21 protein-coding genes and 2 pseudogenes are annotated in these 20,652 nt (G+C 72.8%); 20 read left to right on the forward strand and 3 right to left on the reverse strand.

The features are described from left to right. Window positions 1-9: 9 nt before the first annotated feature. Complete coding sequence (locus tag QRX60_RS33075; RefSeq protein ID WP_285995354.1) at window positions 10-927, forward strand: alpha/beta fold hydrolase; 918 nt, start codon at window positions 10-12, stop codon at window positions 925-927. After that, on the forward strand, window positions 924-2,237 hold the full coding sequence (locus tag QRX60_RS33080; RefSeq protein ID WP_285995355.1) for an MFS transporter: 1,314 nt from the start codon (window positions 924-926) through the stop codon (window positions 2,235-2,237). Before QRX60_RS33075 ends, QRX60_RS33080 begins: the two co-directional genes overlap by 4 nt. A 28-nt stretch (window positions 2,238-2,265) precedes the next feature. Here the strand turns inward: QRX60_RS33080 and QRX60_RS33085 are convergent, their stop codons facing one another. Continuing rightward, window positions 2,266-3,315 carry a glycoside hydrolase family 43 protein gene (locus QRX60_RS33085; RefSeq protein WP_285995356.1) on the reverse strand — a complete coding sequence of 350 codons (1,050 nt, stop codon included), beginning with the start codon at window positions 3,313-3,315 and terminating at the stop codon, window positions 2,266-2,268. Window positions 3,316-3,642: 327 nt separating this feature from the next. Between QRX60_RS33085 and QRX60_RS33090 the strand changes: the two genes are divergently transcribed. From QRX60_RS33090 to QRX60_RS33120, 7 genes and pseudogenes are all read left to right on the forward strand, one after another. After that, on the forward strand, window positions 3,643-4,368 hold the full coding sequence (locus QRX60_RS33090) for a (Fe-S)-binding protein (RefSeq protein WP_285995357.1): 726 nt from the start codon (window positions 3,643-3,645) through the stop codon (window positions 4,366-4,368). A 17-nt stretch (window positions 4,369-4,385) separates the two neighbouring features. Further along, a complete protein-coding gene (locus QRX60_RS33095; protein WP_286003749.1) occupies window positions 4,386-5,834 on the forward strand; it encodes a lactate utilization protein B in 1,449 nt (482 codons plus the stop codon). Further along, window positions 5,831-6,442, forward strand: coding sequence for a LutC/YkgG family protein (locus QRX60_RS33100; protein ID WP_285995358.1), 612 nt, complete (start codon window positions 5,831-5,833; stop codon window positions 6,440-6,442). Before QRX60_RS33095 ends, QRX60_RS33100 begins: the two co-directional genes overlap by 4 nt. A 270-nt stretch (window positions 6,443-6,712) precedes the next feature. Further along, a complete protein-coding gene (locus QRX60_RS33105) occupies window positions 6,713-7,291 on the forward strand; it encodes an SDR family oxidoreductase (RefSeq protein WP_285995359.1) in 579 nt (192 codons plus the stop codon). Between the two features lie 34 nt (window positions 7,292-7,325). Then, window positions 7,326-7,646 (forward strand): annotated as a pseudogene (locus QRX60_RS33110) (DUF3253 domain-containing protein); the annotation flags it as partial. A 61-nt stretch (window positions 7,647-7,707) separates the two neighbouring features. Next, a complete protein-coding gene (locus QRX60_RS33115; RefSeq protein ID WP_285995360.1) occupies window positions 7,708-8,628 on the forward strand; it encodes a class I SAM-dependent methyltransferase in 921 nt (306 codons plus the stop codon). Window positions 8,629-8,710: 82 nt separating this feature from the next. Beyond that, window positions 8,711-9,202: a carboxymuconolactone decarboxylase family protein gene (locus tag QRX60_RS33120; RefSeq protein WP_285995361.1), complete on the forward strand. Its 492-nt coding sequence runs from the start codon at window positions 8,711-8,713 to the stop codon at window positions 9,200-9,202. 297 nt (window positions 9,203-9,499) lie between these two features. Here the strand turns inward: QRX60_RS33120 and QRX60_RS33125 are convergent, their stop codons facing one another. After that, the gene (locus tag QRX60_RS33125; RefSeq protein ID WP_285995362.1) at window positions 9,500-10,171 is read right to left on the reverse strand and encodes a lytic polysaccharide monooxygenase auxiliary activity family 9 protein; all 672 of its coding nucleotides are present in this window, start codon (window positions 10,169-10,171) and stop codon (window positions 9,500-9,502) included. A 397-nt stretch (window positions 10,172-10,568) separates the two neighbouring features. Here QRX60_RS33125 and QRX60_RS33130 point away from each other — a divergent pair, with 397 nt between their 5' ends. The 8 genes and pseudogenes from QRX60_RS33130 (at window position 10,569) to QRX60_RS33165 (ending at window position 17,157) form a co-directional block, all read left to right on the forward strand. Continuing rightward, window positions 10,569-11,531, forward strand: coding sequence for a cyclase family protein (locus tag QRX60_RS33130; RefSeq protein ID WP_285995363.1), 963 nt, complete (start codon window positions 10,569-10,571; stop codon window positions 11,529-11,531). 14 nt (window positions 11,532-11,545) lie between these two features. After that, window positions 11,546-12,664: an FAD-dependent monooxygenase gene (locus tag QRX60_RS33135; RefSeq protein WP_285995364.1), complete on the forward strand. Its 1,119-nt coding sequence runs from the start codon at window positions 11,546-11,548 to the stop codon at window positions 12,662-12,664. Between the two features lie 9 nt (window positions 12,665-12,673). Continuing rightward, a complete protein-coding gene (locus tag QRX60_RS33140; protein ID WP_285995365.1) occupies window positions 12,674-13,612 on the forward strand; it encodes a VOC family protein in 939 nt (312 codons plus the stop codon). A 3-nt stretch (window positions 13,613-13,615) separates the two neighbouring features. Further along, entirely contained in the window at window positions 13,616-14,572 is a 957-nt protein-coding gene (locus tag QRX60_RS33145) for a fumarylacetoacetate hydrolase family protein (RefSeq protein ID WP_285995366.1), read from the forward strand. Beyond that, window positions 14,569-15,305, forward strand: a pseudogene (locus QRX60_RS33150) (SDR family NAD(P)-dependent oxidoreductase). Before QRX60_RS33145 ends, QRX60_RS33150 begins: the two are co-directional and overlap by 4 nt. An 11-nt stretch (window positions 15,306-15,316) precedes the next feature. Continuing rightward, a complete protein-coding gene (locus tag QRX60_RS33155) occupies window positions 15,317-16,462 on the forward strand; it encodes an alpha/beta hydrolase family protein (RefSeq protein WP_285995367.1) in 1,146 nt (381 codons plus the stop codon). Window positions 16,463-16,541: 79 nt separating this feature from the next. After that, window positions 16,542-16,883, forward strand: a complete 342-nt coding sequence (locus QRX60_RS33160) for a VOC family protein (RefSeq protein WP_285995368.1) — start codon at window positions 16,542-16,544, stop codon at window positions 16,881-16,883. A gap of 94 nt (window positions 16,884-16,977) precedes the next feature. Beyond that, on the forward strand, window positions 16,978-17,157 hold the full coding sequence (locus QRX60_RS33165; protein WP_285995369.1) for a hypothetical protein: 180 nt from the start codon (window positions 16,978-16,980) through the stop codon (window positions 17,155-17,157). 25 nt (window positions 17,158-17,182) lie between these two features. Here QRX60_RS33165 and QRX60_RS33170 read toward each other — a convergent pair whose 3' ends face one another. After that, the gene (locus QRX60_RS33170; protein ID WP_285995370.1) at window positions 17,183-17,647 is read right to left on the reverse strand and encodes a winged helix-turn-helix domain-containing protein; all 465 of its coding nucleotides are present in this window, start codon (window positions 17,645-17,647) and stop codon (window positions 17,183-17,185) included. A gap of 154 nt (window positions 17,648-17,801) precedes the next feature. Between QRX60_RS33170 and QRX60_RS33175 the strand changes: the two genes are divergently transcribed. The 3 genes from QRX60_RS33175 (at window position 17,802) to QRX60_RS33185 (ending at window position 20,498) form a co-directional block, all read left to right on the forward strand. Beyond that, window positions 17,802-19,130 (forward strand): PepSY-associated TM helix domain-containing protein, encoded by a 1,329-nt coding sequence (locus QRX60_RS33175; protein WP_285995371.1) that lies wholly within the window; start codon window positions 17,802-17,804, stop codon window positions 19,128-19,130. Continuing rightward, the gene (locus QRX60_RS33180) at window positions 19,127-19,738 is read left to right on the forward strand and encodes a DUF5134 domain-containing protein (RefSeq protein WP_285995372.1); all 612 of its coding nucleotides are present in this window, start codon (window positions 19,127-19,129) and stop codon (window positions 19,736-19,738) included. Before QRX60_RS33175 ends, QRX60_RS33180 begins: the two co-directional genes overlap by 4 nt. 205 nt (window positions 19,739-19,943) lie before the next feature. Then, entirely contained in the window at window positions 19,944-20,498 is a 555-nt protein-coding gene (locus tag QRX60_RS33185) for a copper resistance CopC family protein (protein ID WP_285995373.1), read from the forward strand. Window positions 20,499-20,652: the final 154 nt, after the last annotated feature.

The raw sequence follows: 20,652 nt of genomic DNA on the forward strand, positions 1-20,652 counted from the left end.
CCACGCCTGATGAAAACGCACACGCAGGTCACCGGGGGAGGTCCGGGGCACCTCGATCCCGGTCAGGGGCTCACCGAGCAGTTCGTCGTGCTGCCCGGCGGGCGGCGGCTGCGGGCCGTCACCGCCGGCGAGGGGGACGGGCCGGCGGTCGTGTTCGAAGCGGGCATGAGCGCGCCGGCCGCGTCGTGGGTGCACACCCAGCGCGAGGTCAGCGCGCGCACCCGCACCGTGGCCTACGACCGGGCGGGCTACGGCGGGAGCGACCCGGATCCGCACGACCGGACGATCGAGCGGATCGCCGACGACCTCACCGGACTCCTCGACGGTCTCGGTGAGACCCGGCCCGTCGTCCTGGTGGGGCACAGCTGGGGCGGGCCCGTCATCCGGTTGTTCGCCGAACGCCATCCGCACCGGGTCGCCGGCCTGGTCTTCGTCGACGCGACCGTCGCCGAGATCATCAGCGCCCGCGACGCCCGGATCCTGTCCTGGTCGTTCGGCGTACTGGCGGTGCTCGCGCGCCTGAGCGGCCGGAACCTGGTCGTGAAACTCACCGTGCCGCACCTGTCCCGCGCCATCACCGCGTCCGATGTGGACGTCATCGTCCGCGACTACGCTTGCGCCCGGGCGATGCGCGCCGGGCGCCGCGAGGCGGCGCAGGTCGTTGCGGCGCTGCCGGCCATGCGGCGTCTGCAGGCCGCGGGAACTCCGGACGTGCCGACAATCTGCCTGCAGGCCGGGCGGATCGACCGCGGGATGGCCCAGGCACGCCCGCTGTTCAACCGGGTCGCGGCCGAGCTCATGGCCGCCGTGCCGGCCGGGCGCGTGGTCGTCGCCGAAGGGACCGGGCACCTCATCCCGCAGGAGAACCCCGCGGTCGTGCGCGACGCGATCTTCGAGATCGTCGATGCTTCGGCAGGCCGGCGATGATCCCCGAGGCGGTGGTCCCGCAGAGTGCGGCGGATGCCCCCGGGACGGTCACCCGGACCACCGGCCAGCGGCGCCTCATCGGGGCACTGGTCGGCACGAACGCCGCCGGCTACATCAGCATCGCGGTGCCGATGAACCTGCTGCTGGTCACCCACCTCACCGCGATCGCCGGCGCGGCGGCGACCTCCGCGTTCAGCCTGGTGACCGGGATCGGCGGGCTCGTCGGGCTGCTGGCGAACCCGCTCGGCGGCCGGGTCAGCGACCGCACGGCCGCCCGGTTCGGCCGGCGCCGCACCTGGATCCTCACCGGTGGACTCGGCGCGGCGATCCTGGTGACGACCATGGGCTGGACGACCGAGGTGTGGCAGGTGGCGCTGGGCTGGGCGCTCATCACGGCGCTGGTCATGTTCCAGCTCGCGGCGAGCGCCGCGCTGGCCGCCGACCAGGTGGCTCCGGAGCGGCGGGGAGCGGCATCGGGCGTGGTGGCGTTCGTGGCCCTGGCCGGTCCGGCCCTGGGTTTCGCCGTGGTGAGCGCGATGCCGGCCGTCCCCCGGCTGCAGTGGGGCGTGGTCGGCGTGCTGAGCGCGGCGGGCGTGCTGATGGCCGTCCTGCTCGTGCGTGATCCCCGGCACCGGCCCCCGGCGGACGAACCGCGCCTCAGCCCGGCGATCATCCTGCGCTCGTACTGGGTCAGCCCGCGCAAGCACCCCGCGTTCGGCTGGGCGTGGGCGGTGCGCTTCCTGATCACCGCGGCGTGGGCCTCCAACAGCTACCTGGCCTTCGTGTTCACCCAGCGGTTCGCCGTCCCGGCCGGCGCGGTCCCGGGCATGATCTTCCTGCTGACCCTGATCGGGATCGCGTGTGTCGCCGTCACCGCCTGGCTGACCGGCTGGCTCTCCGACAAGATCCGGCGGCAGAAGCCGTTCGTGCTCGCCGGCGGCCTCGTGCTCGCCGCCGGGCTGGTCCTGGTGGCGCTCTCGCCCAGCATCCCGGTGGTGTACCTGGGCACCGCGATCATGTCGCTGGGCTACGGCACCTTCCTGGCCACCGACTTCGCTCTCTGCCTGCGCATGCTGCCCGATCCCGAATCGGCGGGGAAGGACTTCGCCGTGCTCAACATCGCGAGCACCCTGCCCGTCGCGGTCGTGCCCTTCGTGGCACCGGCACTGCTCGCGGCCGGCGGGTTCCTCGCCATGTTCGCCTGCCTCGCCGTGCTCAGCGTGGCCGGCGCGGTGAGCGTGCTCCGCGTCCCCGACATCGGCCAGGAAGGGCAGCCGCGCTTCGCGGCGATGGACCGCGACGTCGGCTGACGGCCGGGGCGGCGCCCGTTCCTTTCGCTCATTCGAAGAACTTGAGGCTCCAGCCGGTGTCGGTGGTCGCGCCGGGGACGTTGGCCCGGTGGTAGGTCGTCGACCCCCACCAGCAGAAGGTTCCCGTGTACCAGAAGCGGTTGGCCCACGAGTACGGCGTGCCTTCGGGGACGGCGTGGAACATCAGCGGGAACTTCGGCCCGGCCGGCGGGCTCGTCGCGATGTCGCCGTCGAGCAGGACGAAGCTGTGGCTGCCCGGCCCGTCGACGTAGAGCGTCGGGTCCCAGCCGGCCATCATCGTCTCGCGGTGGGAGCCGAAGAGGCAGCCGTTCGACTTGTACCAGTCCCAGACGTACGTCGGGTCGCCGCCGGCGCGCAGGCGGACCTCGGCGACGCAGTACTGGTCGCTCCAGCTGCCGTTGGCCGAGTAGGCGATGTGCAGCTGGCCGTTCGGGTCCTTGATCGCCACGGGCGCTTCGTTGATGTACGGGTTGCCCACCACGCGTTCCCAGCTCTCCCGCGGCTGGGAGATGACGTACCGCGCGCCGGCCGGGGTGGTCGGCGTGCTCATCCGCGCGAGGTAGAGGTTCTGCTCGACGTTCGTGTCCCCGGCCCAGCCCGACCAGACGAACCACCGCTGCCCGCCGAAGGTGAACATCGTGCCGTCGATGGCCCACTTGCCGTCGGGCAGCGCCAGCTGGGTCTCCGCCGTGTAGCCGCTGTCGGCGACGGCTGAGCTGATCACGTACATCCGGTGCGCCGCACCGGTTCCGGCCGAGAAGTAGACGTAGAACCGGCCGCCGTCGGTGACGATCTCCGGTGCCCACACCTCCCCGCGGCCGCGGCTGTCCGACCAGATCTGCCGGGCGGGCGCGCCGGCCAGGCCGTCGGTCGACGCGGCTTGCCGCACGACGATCCCGCCCCCGGACGACTGCACGGCGACGTAGGTGGAGCCGACCCGGAGCACGCTGGGATCGGCTGCCCGCAAGGAGATCTGCCCGGCCTCCGCGGTGCCGGCGGTGACCGTGGCGAAGAGGAGGAAAACGCAAGCGAGGTACAGGAACCGGGAGAGCTTCATGACCACATCCCTCGGTCGATCCGGGGCGGGAACCGACAGGATCACCCGTGATCGGGTCCCTCCGGTAGGGCCGCGGGTGCTTGCTCGATCAAGTCCGGGAGAAATTGGTCTGAACCGGTGAGGTTCCGGTCGCCGGGCAGGCTCGGCGACGTCCCGCCGCGGACACGGGCACTGCTCTCGCCGGGACCGCCGGGTTCACAGCCGCCGTGCTCCGACACCGTTGAAACGTAGAAAATCCGCCGAGTCGGCTGACGGTTGACTTGGTCAACTGGCCCATAGTAGCGTCCCGGAACACGATTTGAAACGTTTCGATTCCGGAGGGCACGCATGAAGGTCGCCGTGCTCGTCACCTGCATCAACGACTCCCTCTTCCCGGACACGGGCAAGGCGGTGTTCCGGCTGCTGCGCCGCCTCGGCGTGGACGCGGACTTCCCGGAAGCCCAGACCTGCTGCGGCCAGCCGATGGTCAACACCGGCTACCTCGACGAGGCCGTGCCGGTGGTGCGTGCCTTCGCGCACGCGTTCGCGGGCTACGACCACATCGTCACGCCGTCCGGTTCTTGCGCGGGCTCGGCGCGCCACCAGCACGGACTCGTCGCGCGAAGAGCCGGCGATCCCCGGCTGGCCGAAACCGGGCCGAAGGTCCACGAGCTGAGCGAGTTCCTCGTCGACGTGCTCGGCGTGACCGACGTGAACGCCTACTTCCCGCACCGCGTCACCTACCACCCGACCTGCCATTCGCTGCGCATGCTCGGCGTCGGCGACAAGCCGCTGAAGCTGTTGCGCGCGGTGCGCGGGCTCGACCTCGTCGAGCTGCCCGCCGCCGAGGAGTGCTGCGGTTTCGGCGGCACCTTCGCGGTCAAGAACGCCGGGACGTCCACCGCCATGGGCGCGGACAAGGCCCGGCACGTGCGGGACACCGGCGCGGAGGTGCTCGTCGCGGGCGACAACTCGTGCCTGCTGCACCTCGGCGGCCTGCTGTCACGGCAGCGGTCCGGCGTCCGCGTGGTGCACCTGGCCGACGTGCTGGCCTCGACCGAGGAGGACGCGTGAGCGCCACCTTCGTCGGCATGCCCGCGTTCCCGGTCGCGGCCCGGGAAGCGCTCGCCGACACCCAGCTGCGCCGCAACCTCGCCCACGCCACCGGCACGATCCGCGCCAAGCGCGCGGCCGTCGTCGGCGAGGTGGCCGAGTGGGAGGAACTGCGTCTCGCGGGTGCGGCGATCAAGGACAACACCCTGCGCCGCCTCGACGAGCACCTGCTGACGCTCGAAGCCGCCCTGCAGGCCCGGGGCGCGACCGTCCACTGGGCCCGCGACGCCCGGGAAGCCTGCGCCGTCGTGGCGGGCATCGCGCGGGACCACGGCGTCGACGAGGTCGTGAAGGTCAAGTCGATGGCCACGCAGGAGATCGGTCTCAACGAGGTACTGGCCGAGCACGGCGTCACCGCGTGGGAGACCGACCTCGCCGAGCTCATCGTGCAGCTCGGCGACGACCTGCCCAGCCACATCCTGGTGCCGGCGATCCACCGCAACCGCGCGGAGATCCGGGAGATCTTCCGCCGCGAGATGGGCGCGGCGGGCCGTCCGGCACCCGACGGGCTCACCGACGATCCGGCCGAGCTCGCCGGCGCGGCCCGGCTGCACCTGCGGGAGAAGTTCCTGCGGGCGAAGATGGCCGTCTCGGGCGCGAACTTCGCCGTCGCCGAGAGCGGCACCCTCGTGGTCGTCGAATCCGAGGGCAACGGCCGCATGTGCCTGACGCTGCCCGAGGTGCTCGTCTCGGTGGTGGGCATCGAAAAAGTCGTGCCCACGTGGTCCGATCTGGACGTGTTCCTCCAGCTCCTGCCGCGCTCCAGCACGGGGGAGCGGATGAACCCGTACACCTCGGCGTGGTCGGGTGTCACGCCCGGCGACGGGCCGCAGGAGATGCACGTCGTGCTGCTCGACAACGGCCGCACCCGGGCCCTCGCCGACGAGGTCGGCCGGCAGGCGCTGCGCTGCATCCGCTGCTCGGCGTGCCTGAACGTCTGCCCGGTCTACGAACGGACCGGCGGGCACGCCTACGGCTCGGTCTACCCCGGGCCGATCGGCGCGATCCTCAACCCGCTGCTCAAGGGCGTCGGCGTCGACGAGCAGACCGACTCCCTGCCGTACGCGTCCAGCCTGTGCGGCGCCTGCTTCGAGGCGTGCCCGGTGCGCATCGACATCCCCGAGGTCCTGGTGCACCTGCGGTCCCAGGTGGTCGACGCGCATCGCGGCGGAGCACCGAAACCCGAGGCGGTGGCGATGAAAGCGGCGTCCTGGGTGCTCTCGGACGCCCGCCGGCTCGGCCTCGCCGAACGCGGGCTGGGGGTCGCCAACCGGGCTTTGACCCGCTTCGGCCGCCGCGTGCTGCCGGGCGGGCGGCGGGCGCTGTCCCGCCTGCCGTGGCCCGGTTCACTGTGGACCGACGCCCGGGACCTCCCCGCTCCGCCGCGCGAGTCGTTCCGCTCGTGGTGGCGGAAGGAAAAGCGGTGACCGCGCGCGAGGAGATCCTGGCCGCCGTCCGCGGTGCGCTGCGGGACGCGGACCGGACGGAGGCAGCGGTCCCGCGCGGCTACCGCTCCGCGACGGCACCGGACGTCGTCGAACTGTTCGCCGAGCGCGTGGTCGACTACCGCGCGGGCCTCACCCGCTGCACCACCGCCGAACTGCCCGGAGCCATCCGCGCCGCGCTGGGTGCGGCGCGGAAGGTCCTGGTGCCCGAAGGCTTTCCGGTCGAGATCGACGGCACGGCCGCGGCGGAAGCCGGGACGACGGCGGAACTGGCCGCCTTCGACGCCGTCGTCACCACGGCCGCGCTGGGCATCGCGACCACCGGAACCCTGGTGCTCGACCACGGACCCGGCCAGGGCCGGCGCGCGCTGAGCCTGGTGCCCGACATCCACGTGTGCGTGCTCCGCGAGGACCGGATCGTGCCCGGCGTGCCGCAGGCCGTGGCCGCCCTCGACCCGGCGCGCCCGCAGACGTGGATCAGCGGGCCGAGCGCCACCAGCGACATCGAGCTGACCCGGGTGGAAGGCGTGCACGGGCCCCGGACCCTGCACGTCATCGTCGTCGCGGGACCGCCTTCAGGGAGAGTTTGACCTGACCCGGCAGGCCATCGCTTGCCTTCTGGTGGCATCGGGTGCATCGGACCCGGATCTGCCGAGGGTCGCGGCGGCTGGTCCGGCGACATGAATGACTCATTCATGTCGCCGGACGAGGAGAATGACTCATTCATGTCGTCGCGGGAGGGCTGCACGGGCCGGGGTCCCGTGGCGCAGGCTCCCGGCACCTCGAACGGCAAACACCCTGCAACGCGCGACACCAGGTGGCGCGAACAACCTCGGCGGCGGGCCGGACGTCCCCTGTTCATGATCACGACGAAACCGCCCGCGCTCACCCGGGTCGCCGCGCTGTCCGCGGTGGTCGGCGCCGCGCTGGTGGTCGTGGCCGCTCCGGCGGGCGCGGCCGACCAGGTGGTGACCGAGGTCGGCGCGGCCGGGCGGGCCGCCGCGCTGGCCCACTGGACGCCGGAGCGGATGCGGCAGTGGGTGGGCGATGGTTCCCTGCCCCCGGCCGAGCGGATCGGCCGGGAGTGGGCGGGGCCGGTGCCGCCGGGCGCGGCGAAAGCCGCATTGGTCAGCTTCACGAAGTCGGTGTCGGAGGAGTTCGGCCCGCACGGGGTGCGCGCCAACGCGATCAACCCGGGCCCGGTCGCGACGGACCTGTGGCTGGGCAGCGGCGGCGTCGCCGAAACGATCGCCGCCACCACCGGTGCGAATCCCGAGTCCGTCGCCGGCGAAGCCGCCGCCCACGCCGTCACCGGCCGCTTCACCAAACCCGCCGAGGTCGCGAACCTCGCGGCCCTTTTGGCCAGCGACCGGGTGGCCGGCAACATCACCGGGGCCACCTTCGCCATCGACGGCGGCTACACCGCCGAGACGCACTAGGCACCGTCCGGCCGGGTCGTGCGATCCTGGCGGCATGACCGATCGGTCCGCGCCGCGGCGGGAACTGGAGCGGACCCGTGACGGCGGTGGCCCCGGCGCGGACCACGCCCGCGTCGCGCTGACCGCCGAGGCCTCCGCCGACCGGCTGCGGGCCGCCATCCTCGCCCTGGCCACGGCCCGCGGCGCGGACAGCAGCACCTGCCCGTCGGACGCGGCCAGGGCGGTGGCCGCTGACTGGCGTCCTTTGCTGCCACCGGCGCGGGAACTGGCCAGGGAGCTCGCCCGCACCGGCCGGGTGCGGCTCACCCAGCGGGGCCGGTCGCTCGACCCGGACGCCGAGTGGCGCGGGCCGATCAGGATCCGGCTGGCCGGCACCGCTCGACCACAACCCGAATCCGAAGGAACCAAGGCGGAGCATGACTTCGACCAGGCAAGACGGCGACACCTGGGACCTGGCGTCCAGCGTCGGCGCGACGGCCACCGCGGCCGCGGCCGCCCGGGCGATCGCCACCCGCGAGGATCGCTCGCTCATCGACGACCCGTTCGCCGAACCGCTCGTCCGGGCGGTCGGCATCGACCTCCTCACCCGGCTGGCGTCCGGTGAACTGCCTCCCGGCGACCTGGTCGGGCAGGTGGCGATCGACGGGGCCAAGGTGCGCACCAGGTTCTACGACGACTTCTTCCTCGAAGCGACGAAGGCGGGGATCACCCAGGTCGTGATCCTGGCTTCGGGGCTGGATTCGCGTGCCTACCGGCTGGCCTGGCCGGCCGGGACCGTGGTGTACGAGCTCGACCGGCCGCCGGTCGTCGAGTTCAAGACCCGCACACTGGCCGGGCTCGGCGCCGTGCCGACCGCCGACCGGCGGGTGGCCGCGGTCGATCTGCGCGAAGACTGGCCCGCGGCACTGCACACCGCCGGGTTCGACCCGGCCCGGCCGACCGCGTGGAGCGCCGAAGGCCTGCTGGGTTACCTGCCGCCGGAGGCGCAGGACCGCTTGCTGGACACCGTCACCGAGCTCAGCGCGCCGGGGAGCCGGGTGGCCACCGAAAGCAGGCCGAACCCGAAACCGGGCGACGAGGACAAGACGAAGGAACGCCTGGACCGCGTCTCCGAACAGTGGCGGGCGCGCGGCTTCGACACCGACATGGCGAAGCTGCGGTACTTCGGTGAGCGCAACGAGGCGGCTCCCTACCTGACCGGCCTCGGCTGGGTGCTGAAGGGAGCCACGACCCGGGACCTGCTCGCCGCCCACGGCCTTGCGCCGCTGGAGGAGGACGACCTGCGCATGGGCGACCTGCGCTACGTCAGCGGCGTTCTCGGCACGGCCACGGAGTAGCGGCCACTCGCGCGCTGTCACAGGATCGGCGTCACCGGTGTCTGGAGGTCGTTCGGCCACGACACGAGTGAGGACCAGACCCATGGAAACGCGCTTCGACCTGATGAACAACGAGATCGGCGCCCGGTTCGGCAAGCGCTTCGCGAACCTCGGGCAGGTGATGGAGCGGTCGTCGCTGCCGAAGCCGACCCAGGAACTGGTCAGCCTGCGGGCCAGCCAGATCAACGGGTGCGGCTGGTGCATCGACATGCACACCAAGGAGGCCGCGGCGGCCGGGGAGACGGCGGTCCGGCTCAACCTCGTCGCCGCGTGGCGCGAGTCGACGGTGTTCACCGAGGCCGAGCGGGCCGCGCTGGCCCTGGCCGAGGAGGGCACCCGGCTCGCCGACGCCCACGACGGCGTGTCCGACGAGACCTGGGCCCGGGTGCGCGAGCACTACGACGACGACCAGGTCGCGGCCCTGGTCGCGCTGGTCGCGCTGATCAACGCGGCAAACCGGCTCGCCGTGATCGTGCACCAGAAGGGCGGGTCCTACCAGCCCGGGATGTTCACCGCGTTCGCCGAACGGGGATAGCCACCGCCGGAGGCGCCCGACGGGCCGTCGGGCGCCTCCGGCCGGGGGACGGCTAGTGTCGCGCGCCTGAGGTTCGTTGACAGCGGCCCGGCCCTGCGCGCCAAAGTGGCATCGGGTGCATCGGACCCGGATCTGCCGAGGGTCGCGGCGGCTGGTCCGGCGACATGAATGAGTCATTCATGTCGTCGGACGAGGTGAATGGGTCATTCACTGCATCGCGGCCGGGACTGCCCGGGCCGGGCTCTCATGACGCAGGTTCCCGCCGCCCGAACGGCAAACACCCTGCAACGCCCGACACTAGCGGCCCGAGAAGTTCACGTCGCTGCAGAAGTAGTACGACTGGTCGAGGTGGCTCGCCTGCCAGATGGTGTAGACGACGTGCCGCCCGGTCCGGGCGCCCGCGTCGACGGCGATCTGGTACTGCCCGGCGGGGGCGATGCGGCCGGACTGGGCGACCGGTTCGAGAGCGCCCCAGCTCAGCGGCTGGGTGGCGGCGTCGAAGCCCTGCCGGGTGATGTACACCCGCAGGTAGTCCGCGCCGTGGTGGGCCTGGTCGGTGACGGTGAGCGTGAACCTGTTGTCCTTGTTCGCCATCTGCCACGCGCCGACGGTGTCCAGTGCGTTGTACCGGGGGCTCTGCGTGCGGCCGCCGCTGCACAGCGTTCCGTCGGGGATGGCGGCCTGGTGGTTGCCGGCGACGCCTTCGCGGTAGAGCCCGTTCCAGTTCCACATCGCGTTGGGGTCGGCCTGCCAGGCCTGCCAGCACATCGGGTCCCGCGTCGCCATGGCCGGGTTCTGGAAGTCGCTGCCCCAGCGGTTCCAGCAGCCGTAGTTGCGTGACGGCGGGTCGGTGGCGGAACCGTGCGCCTCGGCGACACCGGTGAGCGCGCCGCCCAGCAGCACGGCGGTCACGGCCGTCACCGCCAGGGAGAGCAAGGTCTTGCGGGGGCGAATCCGTCGGGGAACCACTCTGTCCTCCTTGATCGGCGAAGACCGGCGAATCGGTCCGCGGGTTGGGAGCGCTCCCAGGTGTGCGCCGACCATACGCCCCGACGCGTGCCGGTGGCCAGAAACAAACCGCCGGGACACCGATGCGGTGCCCGGATTTCCGGTGCGGCGACGTGCTGAACGGCTCCTGAACGGCCGAGGGAGCCGGGCCGGCGCCCCCTGAACGGCCTCGCGTCCGGGAACGCACCGTGAGCGCGGAGCCGTGGTGGCTGCTCCGCCCGGGCGGATCCGGAAAATCGTCGCGCTCCCGCGGGAACGCGACGATTTCCGGGGCCATCCGGCCGCCATCCACCGTGCTGATACTCCGTATCCGCGATTTCGTCTTCCTCGATACCGCCCGGACCCCGACAGTGAAGGCGTGGACCGAACCGATCCCGAGGGCGCGATCGCCGCGGCCGCCCAGCGGTGCTCCAACCGGGGCCGCTGGGGCGCCGACGACGTCCTCGGCACCCTGAACTTCCTCGACGAAGCCAAACGCCGTGCGGGCGCGGCACTCGTCCGCCGCGGCGCGAGCTTCTCGCTCGCCCAGGCCTTCGGCGCCGACGGCCCGCAGAAGGGCTGGCGGCGCCGGACCAACCCGGTGCACACGATGCTGGACACCGGGGTGGACGCCGAACGCGGCACGCAGGGCTTCCCGCACGGGCTCGGCGGCGCCGACGACGTCGTCTTCATGCCCCTGCAGGCCTCGACCCAGTGGGACGGGCTCGGCCACATCTTCGACCACGGCCTCGCCTACAACGGCCGCCGCGCCGGTGACGTCGTGACCAGCGAAGGCGATCGCGTCACCGGCATCGAGACGACCGCCGGCCTGATCGCCGGCCGCGGGGTCCTGCTCGACGTCGGGCGCGCGCTCGGTGACGACGGTGAGCTCCCGGACGGGTTCGCGATCACCGCCGAGCACCTCGCCGCCACCATCGCCGCGCAGGGCGCGACCGCCGCGGTCGGGCGCGGGGACCTGTTGCTGGTGCGCACCGGCCGGCTGACCCGCGCCCGCCGCGAAGGCTGGGGCGACTACGCCGGCGGCGACTCGCCGGGGCTGTCGTTCACCACCGCGGACTGGCTGCACGGCACGGAGATCGCCGGCATCGCGACCGACACGTGGGGCTTCGAGGTGCGGCCCAACGAGTTCGACGTCGCCTTCCAGCCGCTGCACCAGGTCGCCATCCCGCACATCGGGTTGTTCCTGGGGGAGATGTGGGACCTCGACGCGCTGGCCGCCGACTGCGCGGCCGACGGCGTCTTCGAGTTCTGGCTCACCGCCGCGCCGCTGCCGGTGACCGGCGCCGTGGGCGCGCCGGTCGCACCGATCGCCGTCAAGTAACCGAGGGAGCACCCATGACCGCCGTGAACACCGTCCTCGTGGTGGGCGCCGGCCTCGCCGGTACCGGCACCGCGATCCTGCTCGCCTCCGGCGGCGTCGCGGTCGACCTCGTCGAGAGCTCCGCCGGAGCCGGCACCGAAGGCTCGGGCATCACCTTGCAGGGCAACGCCTTGCGGGTGCTGCGCGAACTCGGCGTCTGGGACGCGGTGCGGGCCGAGGGCTACTGCTTCGACAGCCTGGGCCTGCGCGCACCGGACGCCGCCGGCACGCTGCTGGCCGAGATCCCCGACGCCCGCACGGGCGGCCCGGACCTGCCCGCGACCCTCGGGATACCCCGGCCCACGCTGGCGCGCATCTTCGTCGACCGGGCCCGCGAAGCCGGCGCGAAGGTCTGCTTCGGACTGTCGGTGGCCGGGCTGGCCGAAGGCGAGGTGACCTTTTCCGACGGTTCGATCGGCCACTACGACCTGGTCGTCGGCGCCGACGGGATCCGCTCCGCGACGCGCGGGCTGCTCGGGATCGACGCGCGGACCCGGGCGACCGGCATGGGGATCTGGCGCGCGTTCGGCCCGCGTCCGGCGTCGGTCACGCGCACCGACCTCTACTACGGCGGCCCGTCCTACATCGCCGGCTACTGCCCGACCGGCGAAGACTCGCTCTACGCCTACGTCGTCGAAGCGGCCCGGAACCGCGGCTCCCTCACCCCCGCCGAGCGGCTCGCGACCCTGCGGACCCTCGCGTCGGCCTACCACGGCCCGTGGGACGAGATCCGCGAGACACTGGTCGACCCCGCCCGGGTGAACTACACGTGGTTCGAGACGCACGTGCTCCCGCCGCCGTGGCACCGCGGCCGCGTCGTGCTGATCGGCGACGCCGCGCACGCCTGCCCGCCCACCCTCGCCCAGGGCGGCGCGCAGGCCCTTGAAGACGCGACGGTGCTCGCCGAACTCCTGCTCGCCGCCGACGCGCTCGACGACGGGCTCTGGACGGCGTTCACCGATCGGCGGTTCGGCCGCGCGAAGGCCGTCGTCGACGCCTCGAACCGGCTCGGCCAGTGGCTGCTCGACCACGAGCAGGGGGACGTCCCCGGCCTGATGCACGAGATCGCCGCCCTGGTCACCCCGCCCGCCTGAGAGGAACCCATGCCCGACCAGCTCATCACCCACCTGCGGCACGTCGACCTCGCCGTGCCCGACCTGTCCCGCCAGCAGGACTTCTTCACGAACGCCTGGGGCCTGTCCGCCGAGCACTCCGACACGGGGATCGCCTTCCTCGCCGCCGAAGGCTCCCCGGAGCAGTACGTCGTCCGGCTCCGGGAAGCGGCCGACAAGCGGATCGACCTCATCGCCTTCGGCGCCGGCTCACCGTCCGATGTGGACGCACTGGCCGGGCGCCTCGCCGTCGCGGGCGTCACGCTCGTCACCGAGCCGGGGACGATGACGACGCCCGGCGGCGGGTACGGGTTCCGGTTCTTCGACAACGAAGGCCGCACGATCGAGATCAGCGCCGAGGTCGCCGTGCGGCGGCACCGCCGGATCGAGGCGGGCGAGCACGTCCCGGTGCGGCTGTCCCACGTCGTCGTCAACTCCGCGAACCCGGAAGAAACCCGCGCCTTCTACGAAAAGCACCTCGGGTTCCGGCTCTCGGACATCCTGATGCACCCGCGGATGGGCGAGATGATGTGGTTCCTGCGAATCAACGCGTGGCACCACAGCCTCGCCGTCGCCCGCGGCCCGCACCCGTCGCTGCACCACGCGTCCTTCGAGCTGCGCGGCCTCGACGAGTACCTGCGCGGCACCGGGAAGCTGCTGCGCGCGGGCGTCGAGAAGATCTGGGGCCCGGGCCGGCACCTGGCGGGCAACAACACGTTCTCCTACTTCCTCGACCCGCACGGCAACACCGTCGAGTACACGACGGAGCTGGAGCTGGTCGACGAGGACGCCTGGCACCCGCACCTGTACGACTTCAGCGACCCCGCGGTGAGCGACCAGTGGGGCACGGCGAACGCGATGGACGAGTTCGTCGCCCGCAAGTCGTTCAACGACCCCGACCGCGGCCTGTTCGTCGCCCCGCCGGTCTGAGCCATGCGGTTCGCCACTTATCTCCACGACGGAGTCACGCACGCCGGCGTCGTCGGCGACGACGGGCTGCACGCGCTGCCCGACGGCGCGACCGTCCTCGGGCTGGTCCGGAACGGGCTGCCCACGGCGCTGGCCCAGGGCACCCGCGCGCTGCGCTCGCCCGCCGTGCCGATCGAGCGGGTCCGGCTGCTGCCACCCCTGGACCCGCCGACCGTGCGGGACTTCGTGGCGTTCGAGGAGCACGTCGAGGGGGTCGTCGCGAGCGTCGGCGACGGCGCCGGGGTCGTCCCCGAGTGGTACGAGGCGCCGACGTTCTACTTCACCAACCCGTACGCGCTCGTCGGCGCGCACGACGACGTGCCGGTGCCACCGGGCTCGCGGCTGTTCGACTTCGAGCTCGAAGTGGCCGCGGTGATCGGCCACGACGGCACGTCGCTCACCCCCGCCGAAGCGCGCGACGCGATCTTCGGGTACACGATCCTCAACGACTGGTCCGCGCGGGACCTGCAACGCCGCGAGATGAAGGTCGACCTGGGGCCCGCCAAGGGCAAGGACTCGGCGACCACGCTGGGACCGTGGCTCGTCACCGCCGACGAGCTGGAGCCCTTTCGCGACGGCGACGGGTTCCTGGCACCGGCGATGCGGGTGTCGGTCAACGGCCGCGAAATCGGCCACGACCTGCTGTCCAACATGGGCTGGCCGTTCGAGGACCTGGTTTCCTACGCTTCGCGCGGCACGTGGGTCCGCGCGGGTGACGTCCTGGGCTCGGGCACCTGCGGCAACGGCGGGTGCCTCGCCGAGCTGTGGGGCCGCGGCCGGCCGGTCCCGGCGCTCGCCCCCGGTGACGTCGTCGAGATGACGGTCGAAGGGCTCGGCACGATCCGCAACACCGTCGTCGCGGGCGTGGATCTGCCGCCCGTCGCCCCGGCTCGCCCGCGGCCGCGGAAGCGCGCGCGATGACCGGCCGGGTGGCGGGGAAGGTCGTGGTGGTCACCGGTGCGGCCCGGGGCCAAGGCGCCGCGGAGGCGCGACTGCCGGCCGCCGAGGGCGCGCAGGTCGTCGGCGTCGACCTGGCCGAGGAACCGGCCGAGGAGCTGCCGGGCGTCGAGTACGCCCGCCTCGACGTCACCGATCGCGCCGGGTGGGCGGCGCTGGTGCGGGACCGGGACCGGATCGACGGGCTCGTCGCCAACGCGGGCATCACCTGGCGCGCCCGGCTGTCCGAGGTCGCACCGGAAGACCTGGCGCGGGTCCACGACGCAACGTCGGCGGGACGCTGCGGGCGATCCAGGCCGTGCTGCCGTGCATGCCCGCCGGCGGCCCGATCGTCGTCGTCGGCTCGGTGGCCGCGCTGACCGGCCACTACCCGGCGGCCTGCACGGCGAGCAAGTGGGCGCTGCGCGGGCCGGCGAAGACGGCGTGCACCGAGCTCGGCCCACGCGGCATCCGCGTCAACACCGTGCACCCCGGCTACCTCGAGACGGCGATGACCGCGTCCGCGGCACCCGCGTTCCGCGCCGCGAACATCGCCGAAACGCCGCTGGGCCGCACCGGCGCCGTGGCCGACGTCGCTCCGCTGGTGGTGTTCCTGCTCAGCGACGACGCGTCGTTCATCACCGGCGCCGAGATCCCCGTCGACGGGGGACTGACCGCCCACGGAGGCGTCAAGTCCCTCGCCGGCGCACTCTCCTGAAAGGACGATCCGTGTTCGAATACTTCCCCGGCAACTACGTCTGGAACCTGGGCGTCGTCGCGACGCTCAACAGCGGCGGCCTCATCGACGAGGTCGACCGCGCCTGCCGCCCGATCAAGGAGGCGGCCCAGCGCGGCGAAGACGCCGGCACCGCGGACTTCCTGCGCGCCTGGACCGCGTTGACCGACCAGCTCGTGACCCAGGCCGAGGAGGCGGAGAAGAACGGGCACCCGCGGACGGCGAAGCAGCTCTACGCCCGCGCCACCAACTATCTCTGCCAGGCCGAGCGCATGCAGAGCGCGTCGGCGCCCGACCGGCTCGACACCTACCGGCGCGTCCTCGCCCTGCAGGAGAAGGCGTTCGAGACGGTCACCCGCGTCGAAATCCCGTACGAGGGAACCACTTTGCCGGCCTACTTCAGCCGTGCGGGCACCGGCCGGGCCCCGGTCGTGATCATGTGGAACGGGCTGGACTCGACCAAGGAGCACATGTACTCCTCCCGGCACTGGGAAGAGCTGGCCGCGCGCGGGATCTCGTGCCTGATGGTCGATTGCCCGGGTTCCGGGGAAGCGCTGCGCCTGCAGGGCCTCACCGCGCGCGTGGACACCGAAGCGTGGGCGGCCGCGTGCGTCGACTACCTCGAAACGCGCGCCGACGTCGACCCGGCCCGCATCGGCCTGGTCGGCTGGTCCCTCGGCGGCTACTACGCCCCGCGCGCGGCGGCGTTCGAGAAGCGGCTCGCGCTGGTCGTCGCGTGGGGCGCCAACCACGACTGGGGCGCGGTGCAGCGGCGCCGGCTGCAGCGCGAAGGCGAGCGCCCGGTGCCGCACTACTGGGAGCACGTCCGGTGGGTGTGGGGCCACGAGAACCTCGACGAGTTCATCGGCTTCGCCGCGGCGGTGAACCTCGACGGCGTCGTCGAGCGGATCACCGTGCCGTTCCTCGTCTGCCACGGCGAGAACGACCGGCAGATCCCGCTGGAGTACGCGCACCGCTCCTACGACCAGGCGACGGCCAGCCCGGACCGGCGGCTGCGGATCTTCACCGCGGAGGAGGGCGGGGCCGAGCACATCGGGCTCGACCACCTCTCCCACGTGAGCACCTTCATCGCCGGCTGGGTCGCCGACGCGTTCCGCGCCGGCCGGGCTTTGTCTTGACATAAGGACCGCGCCGTGGCTACCGTCGCGAACGCCGGAACGTCCGGGGCACGGCGGCCGGAAGGGCGGAAACCCGGGCATGGCAGCGATCCACCACGTGGCGGTCGTCGTCGACGACCTCGACCAGTCGATCGGCTTCTACACGCGGGCGCTCGGCTTCCGGCTCTCCGCCGACCGCCCCGGCACCCTCGGCCCCGGTGCCTGGCTCGACGTCGGGGACCAGCAGCTCCACCTGATCGCAGGGTCGTCGGGTCCCTCGCGGGGGCAGCACTTCGCGGTGCTCGTGGACGATCTGGACGCGGAGGTCCGGAGGCTGCGCGCCGCCGGGGTCGACGTCAGCGATCCGGTGCCCGTCGGTGCCGCCCGCCAGTCCTTCCTCGCCGACCCCTCGGGGAACGCGATCGAGCTCCACGAGAAATAACCCCGAGGCAGGCGCCCCTCTTTTCAGGATGTGGACGCCCTGGGACGGCGGCTCCGCGGAGCCGAGAATGTCCTGACGGCGGAAGGGGCGCACGATGAAGCGGATGGTCCACGCGCTGGCACGGGCGCTCACCGGCTTCGGGTGGGTGCTGGTGCCCCCGGTCCCGCCGTTCGAACCCGGCTCGGCCGTACCGGTCCCGCGACCCGTGGCCGACACGCCGAGCGTGCCGTTGTCCCGCCGGGAACGCGAGGAGTTCCTGCGGATCATCGGCTGAGAAGTCCGAAAAGGACTCGAGTGCTTCAGGTCAGTGCCACCGGCGCCGAACCTTCGAAGCGGTAGCCGATCCCGCGGACCGTCGTGATCGGGTCCAGGTGCGGCGCCAGCTTGGCGCGGAGCTTGCGCACGTGGACGTCGACGGTCCGGTCGTTGCCGTCCTGGCGCGGCCACAGCGCGCTCTTCAGGGCGGTGCGGGTGAAGACCCGGTCGGGGTGCGCGCGGAGGAAGCGCAGCAGGTCGAACTCCAGCCGGGTCAGCTCGAGGTCCCTGCCCAGCAGGATCGCCCGCCGGGAGCCGGTTTCGACGTGCAGCAGCGGGACCGGCACGAGCTTCGGGCGCGGCCGGGCCGGGAAGACGTCGACGCTCGCCAGGCCGTCGAGCGCGGTCGCCAGCCGCTCGGCGACAAAGCCGGCGTCGCCGGGTGAGCCCGTGAGGTCGATCCGGATGGTCACGTCGAGCACCTCGGGCCGGTCCGGCTGGATCGTCATGGCCGCGATTGTCGGTGCCGCGCGCGAAGAAGCGAAACGCGCCCGGCGAGTGGAACGGCTTGACGCACGGTGATTCCGGGATTCCCGGGAACCGTGCGCGGTGTTCAGCCGACCTCTCCTGCAGCGGCGGTCGCCGCGGACGGGAAGGAGCTCGATGTCGATCGACCAGAGCGGCGAGCGCACAGCCGAGCCGGTGGCGGCGCCGCCGCGGCTCACCTGGGCGGCGATCCGGCCGCTGGTGCTGCGCCTGCACTTCTACGCCGGGGTGTTCATCGGGCCGTTCCTGCTGGTCGCCGCGGTGACGGGGCTGGCCTACGTCTGGACGCCGCAGCTGGAGCAGGCTGTCTACGACCACGAGCTGCACGTCCCGGTGGCGCCCGGGGTCGTGCCGCTGGAGCAGCAGGCCGCCGTGGCCCGGGCCGTCGTGCCCGACGGGACGGTCATCGGGATCCGGCCCGGGCCCACGCCGGCCGACTCGACGCAGGTGATCTTCACCCGGCCCGGGCTCGAACCCAGCTACCACTGGACGGTGTTCGTCGACCCGCACACCGGGATCGTGCGCGGGCAGCTGGAAACCTACGGCTCGGGGCAGGCGATGCCGGTGCGCGGCTGGGTCGACACCCTGCACCGCAGCCTGCACCTGGGCGATTTCGGCCGGTGGTACAGCGAACTGGCGGCCAGCTGGCTCTGGGTGGTCGTGCTGGGCGGGCTCGCGCTGTGGCTGGGGAAGCGGAAGTCGTCGCGGAGCAAGCGAGGACGCGTCCTGGCGTGGCACCGGACCACCGGGCTGGTGATCGCGGCCGGGTTGCTGTTCCTGTCGGCCACCGGGCTGACGTGGTCCGAACACGCGGGCACGAGCATCAGCGAACTGCGCTCCCGGCTGGACTGGACGACGCCGTCGGTGTCCACCGCGCTTCCGGCCGCCGCGCCCCAGGCCCGTGACGTCGGCGTGGACGCGGTGCGCGCGGCGACGCTGGCGGCCGGGCTGGCGGACCCGGTGGAGATCCGCCCGCCGTCCGCGCCGGGAAAGGCCTATGTCGTCCAGCAGGTCGGCCGCGACTGGCCGACGAAGGCGGACTCGATGGCCGTCGACCCGGCGACCGGGCGGATCACCGACACGCTGCCGTTCGCGGACTACTCGCCGGCGGCGAAGCTGGCGCGGTGGGGGATCGACGCGCACATGGGCCTGCTGTTCGGCGTCGCCAACCAGATCCTGCTCACGGTGCTGGCGCTCGGGCTGATCGCGGTGATCGGCTGGGGGTACCGGATGTGGTGGCTGCGCCGCCCCACCCGCGGTGACGCGCGCGCCGGACGGCCGCCGGCACGCGGAACCTGGCGGCGGATCCCGGGCCGGGTGCTCGCACCCGTGCTCGTGGTGACCGCGGTGGTCGGCTACTTCCTGCCGGTGTTCGGCTTGTCCCTGCTGGGTTTCCTCGTCGTGGACCTGATCGCCGGGGTCCGCCGTCAGGAGGTGGCGTCGTGATCGAAGCGACCGGGCTGCGGTGGATCCTGACGATCGTGTTCGCCGGGATCGGGCTCTTCTGCCTCTACCGGTGTTTCCGGCGGGGGCCGGTGACGAGCCGGTTCGGTGACGTGCTGCACGCGGCGATGTGCGCGGCCATGGTGGCGATGGCGTGGCCGGCCACGATGGCCTTCGCCCGGTTGCCGCAGCTGGCGCTGTTCGGGTTCGCCGCGGTGTGGTTCGCCGTGGCCACCGCGCGGGGTGCCGCGCACGGCGGCCACGACGGCCGGTGGCAGCCCGGGTTCCACGCCGTGATGATGGCCGCGATGGCGTGGATGGTGTTCGCCATGCCCCGTGCCATGGTGGGCAGCGGAGCGGTGTCGACGACGGACATGCCGGGCATGGAGGGGATGTCCATGCCGCTGCCGGCGGCCGGGGGCGGGGTGCCGGCCGACGTCGTGGTCGTCGCGCTGGTGCTCGCGATCGCGTTCTGCCTGGCCGGGGTCGCGTTCCTCGCGCGGGCGATCGACGGGGCGCGCGCCGCCGCACCGCCGGTCCGGACGGCCGGGTGGGGTGCCGACGCCCTGATGGGCCTCGGCACCACCGTGATGCTGCTCGCGATGCTGTGAGCTCGGGCCGGCGCGAGGAAGAGGGTCGCGGTGGCGGTGGCTGGTCCGACGACATGAATGACTCATTCATGTCGTCGGACGAGGTGAATGGGTCATTCACTGCATCGCGGCCGAGGCTGGACGGGCTGGGCTCTCATGGCGCAGGTCCCGCCGCCCCGGACGACACTAGAGTGATCTCTCCTGCCCACCGGACCGAGGGAACCGCATGAAGATCGCCCGGCTCTTCGCCGCGTCGCTGCTCGCGCTCACCGGCCTGCTGGCCTTCGCCGGGCCGGCGTCCGCGCACACCGCCCTGAAGTCGAGCTCACCCGCGGACGGCGCCAGCCTGGCGGCCCCGCCCCGCAAGGTCGAGCTCACCTTCGAAGAACCCGTGACGCTGCAACCGGACCCGATCGCGGTGACCGGCCCGGACAGTGCGAAGTGGACGGTCTCCGCCTCGTCGGTGACGGACGCGGTGATCACGGCGGCGGTCCTCCCGGCCGGCCCGGCGGGCGCGTACACGCTGACCTACAAGGTCATCTCGGACGACGGCGACAAGGTGACCGGCGAGGTCCACTTCACCCTCACGGCGCCGGCCTCCGTGCCGACGACGGCGAGCCCGGTTTCGCCGTCCGCTCCGGCGGCGACCTCGGCCACACCGCTCGCCGCGGCCCCGCTCAGCGACGGCGGCGGTGTGCCGGCGTGGGTGTGGATCCTGGTCGCCGTGGTGGTTGTGGTCGCCGCGGTCGTGGTTGCCCTGCGGTTGCGCCGGGGGCGGTAGCTGGCCGCTGGCCGGGCGGTTCGTCGCCTGGCCTGTTTGGCTGAGCAGCCCCGGCGCGGGGAAGCGGGGTGCTGACCGGGGCGGGGCGTGCAGGCAGTTTCGTGTTTCGGGGGTGTGCTCTCAGACTGCGTGGTGGCGGTTACCGGCCTTGGCG

Source organism: Amycolatopsis mongoliensis (genome assembly GCF_030285665.1).
Taxonomy (GTDB): Bacteria; Actinomycetota; Actinomycetes; order Mycobacteriales; family Pseudonocardiaceae; genus Amycolatopsis; species Amycolatopsis mongoliensis.

What these genes read in the sequence shown, in the direction of transcription:
- QRX60_RS33075 (WP_285995354.1), top strand. Translation starts at nt 10, where the DNA reads ATGAAAACGCACACGCAGGTCACCGGGGGAGGTCCGGGGCACCTCGAT.
- QRX60_RS33080 (WP_285995355.1), top strand. Translation starts at nt 924, where the DNA reads ATGATCCCCGAGGCGGTGGTCCCGCAGAGTGCGGCGGATGCCCCCGGG.
- QRX60_RS33085 (WP_285995356.1), bottom strand. Translation starts at nt 3,315, where the DNA reads ATGAAGCTCTCCCGGTTCCTGTACCTCGCTTGCGTTTTCCTCCTCTTC.
- QRX60_RS33090 (WP_285995357.1), top strand. Translation starts at nt 3,643, where the DNA reads ATGAAGGTCGCCGTGCTCGTCACCTGCATCAACGACTCCCTCTTCCCG.
- QRX60_RS33095 (WP_286003749.1), top strand. Translation starts at nt 4,386, where the DNA reads ATGCCCGCGTTCCCGGTCGCGGCCCGGGAAGCGCTCGCCGACACCCAG.
- QRX60_RS33105 (WP_285995359.1), top strand. Translation starts at nt 6,713, where the DNA reads ATGATCACGACGAAACCGCCCGCGCTCACCCGGGTCGCCGCGCTGTCC.
- QRX60_RS33115 (WP_285995360.1), top strand. Translation starts at nt 7,708, where the DNA reads ATGACTTCGACCAGGCAAGACGGCGACACCTGGGACCTGGCGTCCAGC.
- QRX60_RS33120 (WP_285995361.1), top strand. Translation starts at nt 8,711, where the DNA reads ATGGAAACGCGCTTCGACCTGATGAACAACGAGATCGGCGCCCGGTTC.
- QRX60_RS33135 (WP_285995364.1), top strand. Translation starts at nt 11,546, where the DNA reads ATGACCGCCGTGAACACCGTCCTCGTGGTGGGCGCCGGCCTCGCCGGT.
- QRX60_RS33140 (WP_285995365.1), top strand. Translation starts at nt 12,674, where the DNA reads ATGCCCGACCAGCTCATCACCCACCTGCGGCACGTCGACCTCGCCGTG.
- QRX60_RS33145 (WP_285995366.1), top strand. Translation starts at nt 13,616, where the DNA reads ATGCGGTTCGCCACTTATCTCCACGACGGAGTCACGCACGCCGGCGTC.
- QRX60_RS33160 (WP_285995368.1), top strand. Translation starts at nt 16,542, where the DNA reads ATGGCAGCGATCCACCACGTGGCGGTCGTCGTCGACGACCTCGACCAG.
- QRX60_RS33165 (WP_285995369.1), top strand. Translation starts at nt 16,978, where the DNA reads ATGAAGCGGATGGTCCACGCGCTGGCACGGGCGCTCACCGGCTTCGGG.
- QRX60_RS33170 (WP_285995370.1), bottom strand. Translation starts at nt 17,647, where the DNA reads ATGACGATCCAGCCGGACCGGCCCGAGGTGCTCGACGTGACCATCCGG.
- QRX60_RS33175 (WP_285995371.1), top strand. Translation starts at nt 17,802, where the DNA reads ATGTCGATCGACCAGAGCGGCGAGCGCACAGCCGAGCCGGTGGCGGCG.
- QRX60_RS33185 (WP_285995373.1), top strand. Translation starts at nt 19,944, where the DNA reads ATGAAGATCGCCCGGCTCTTCGCCGCGTCGCTGCTCGCGCTCACCGGC.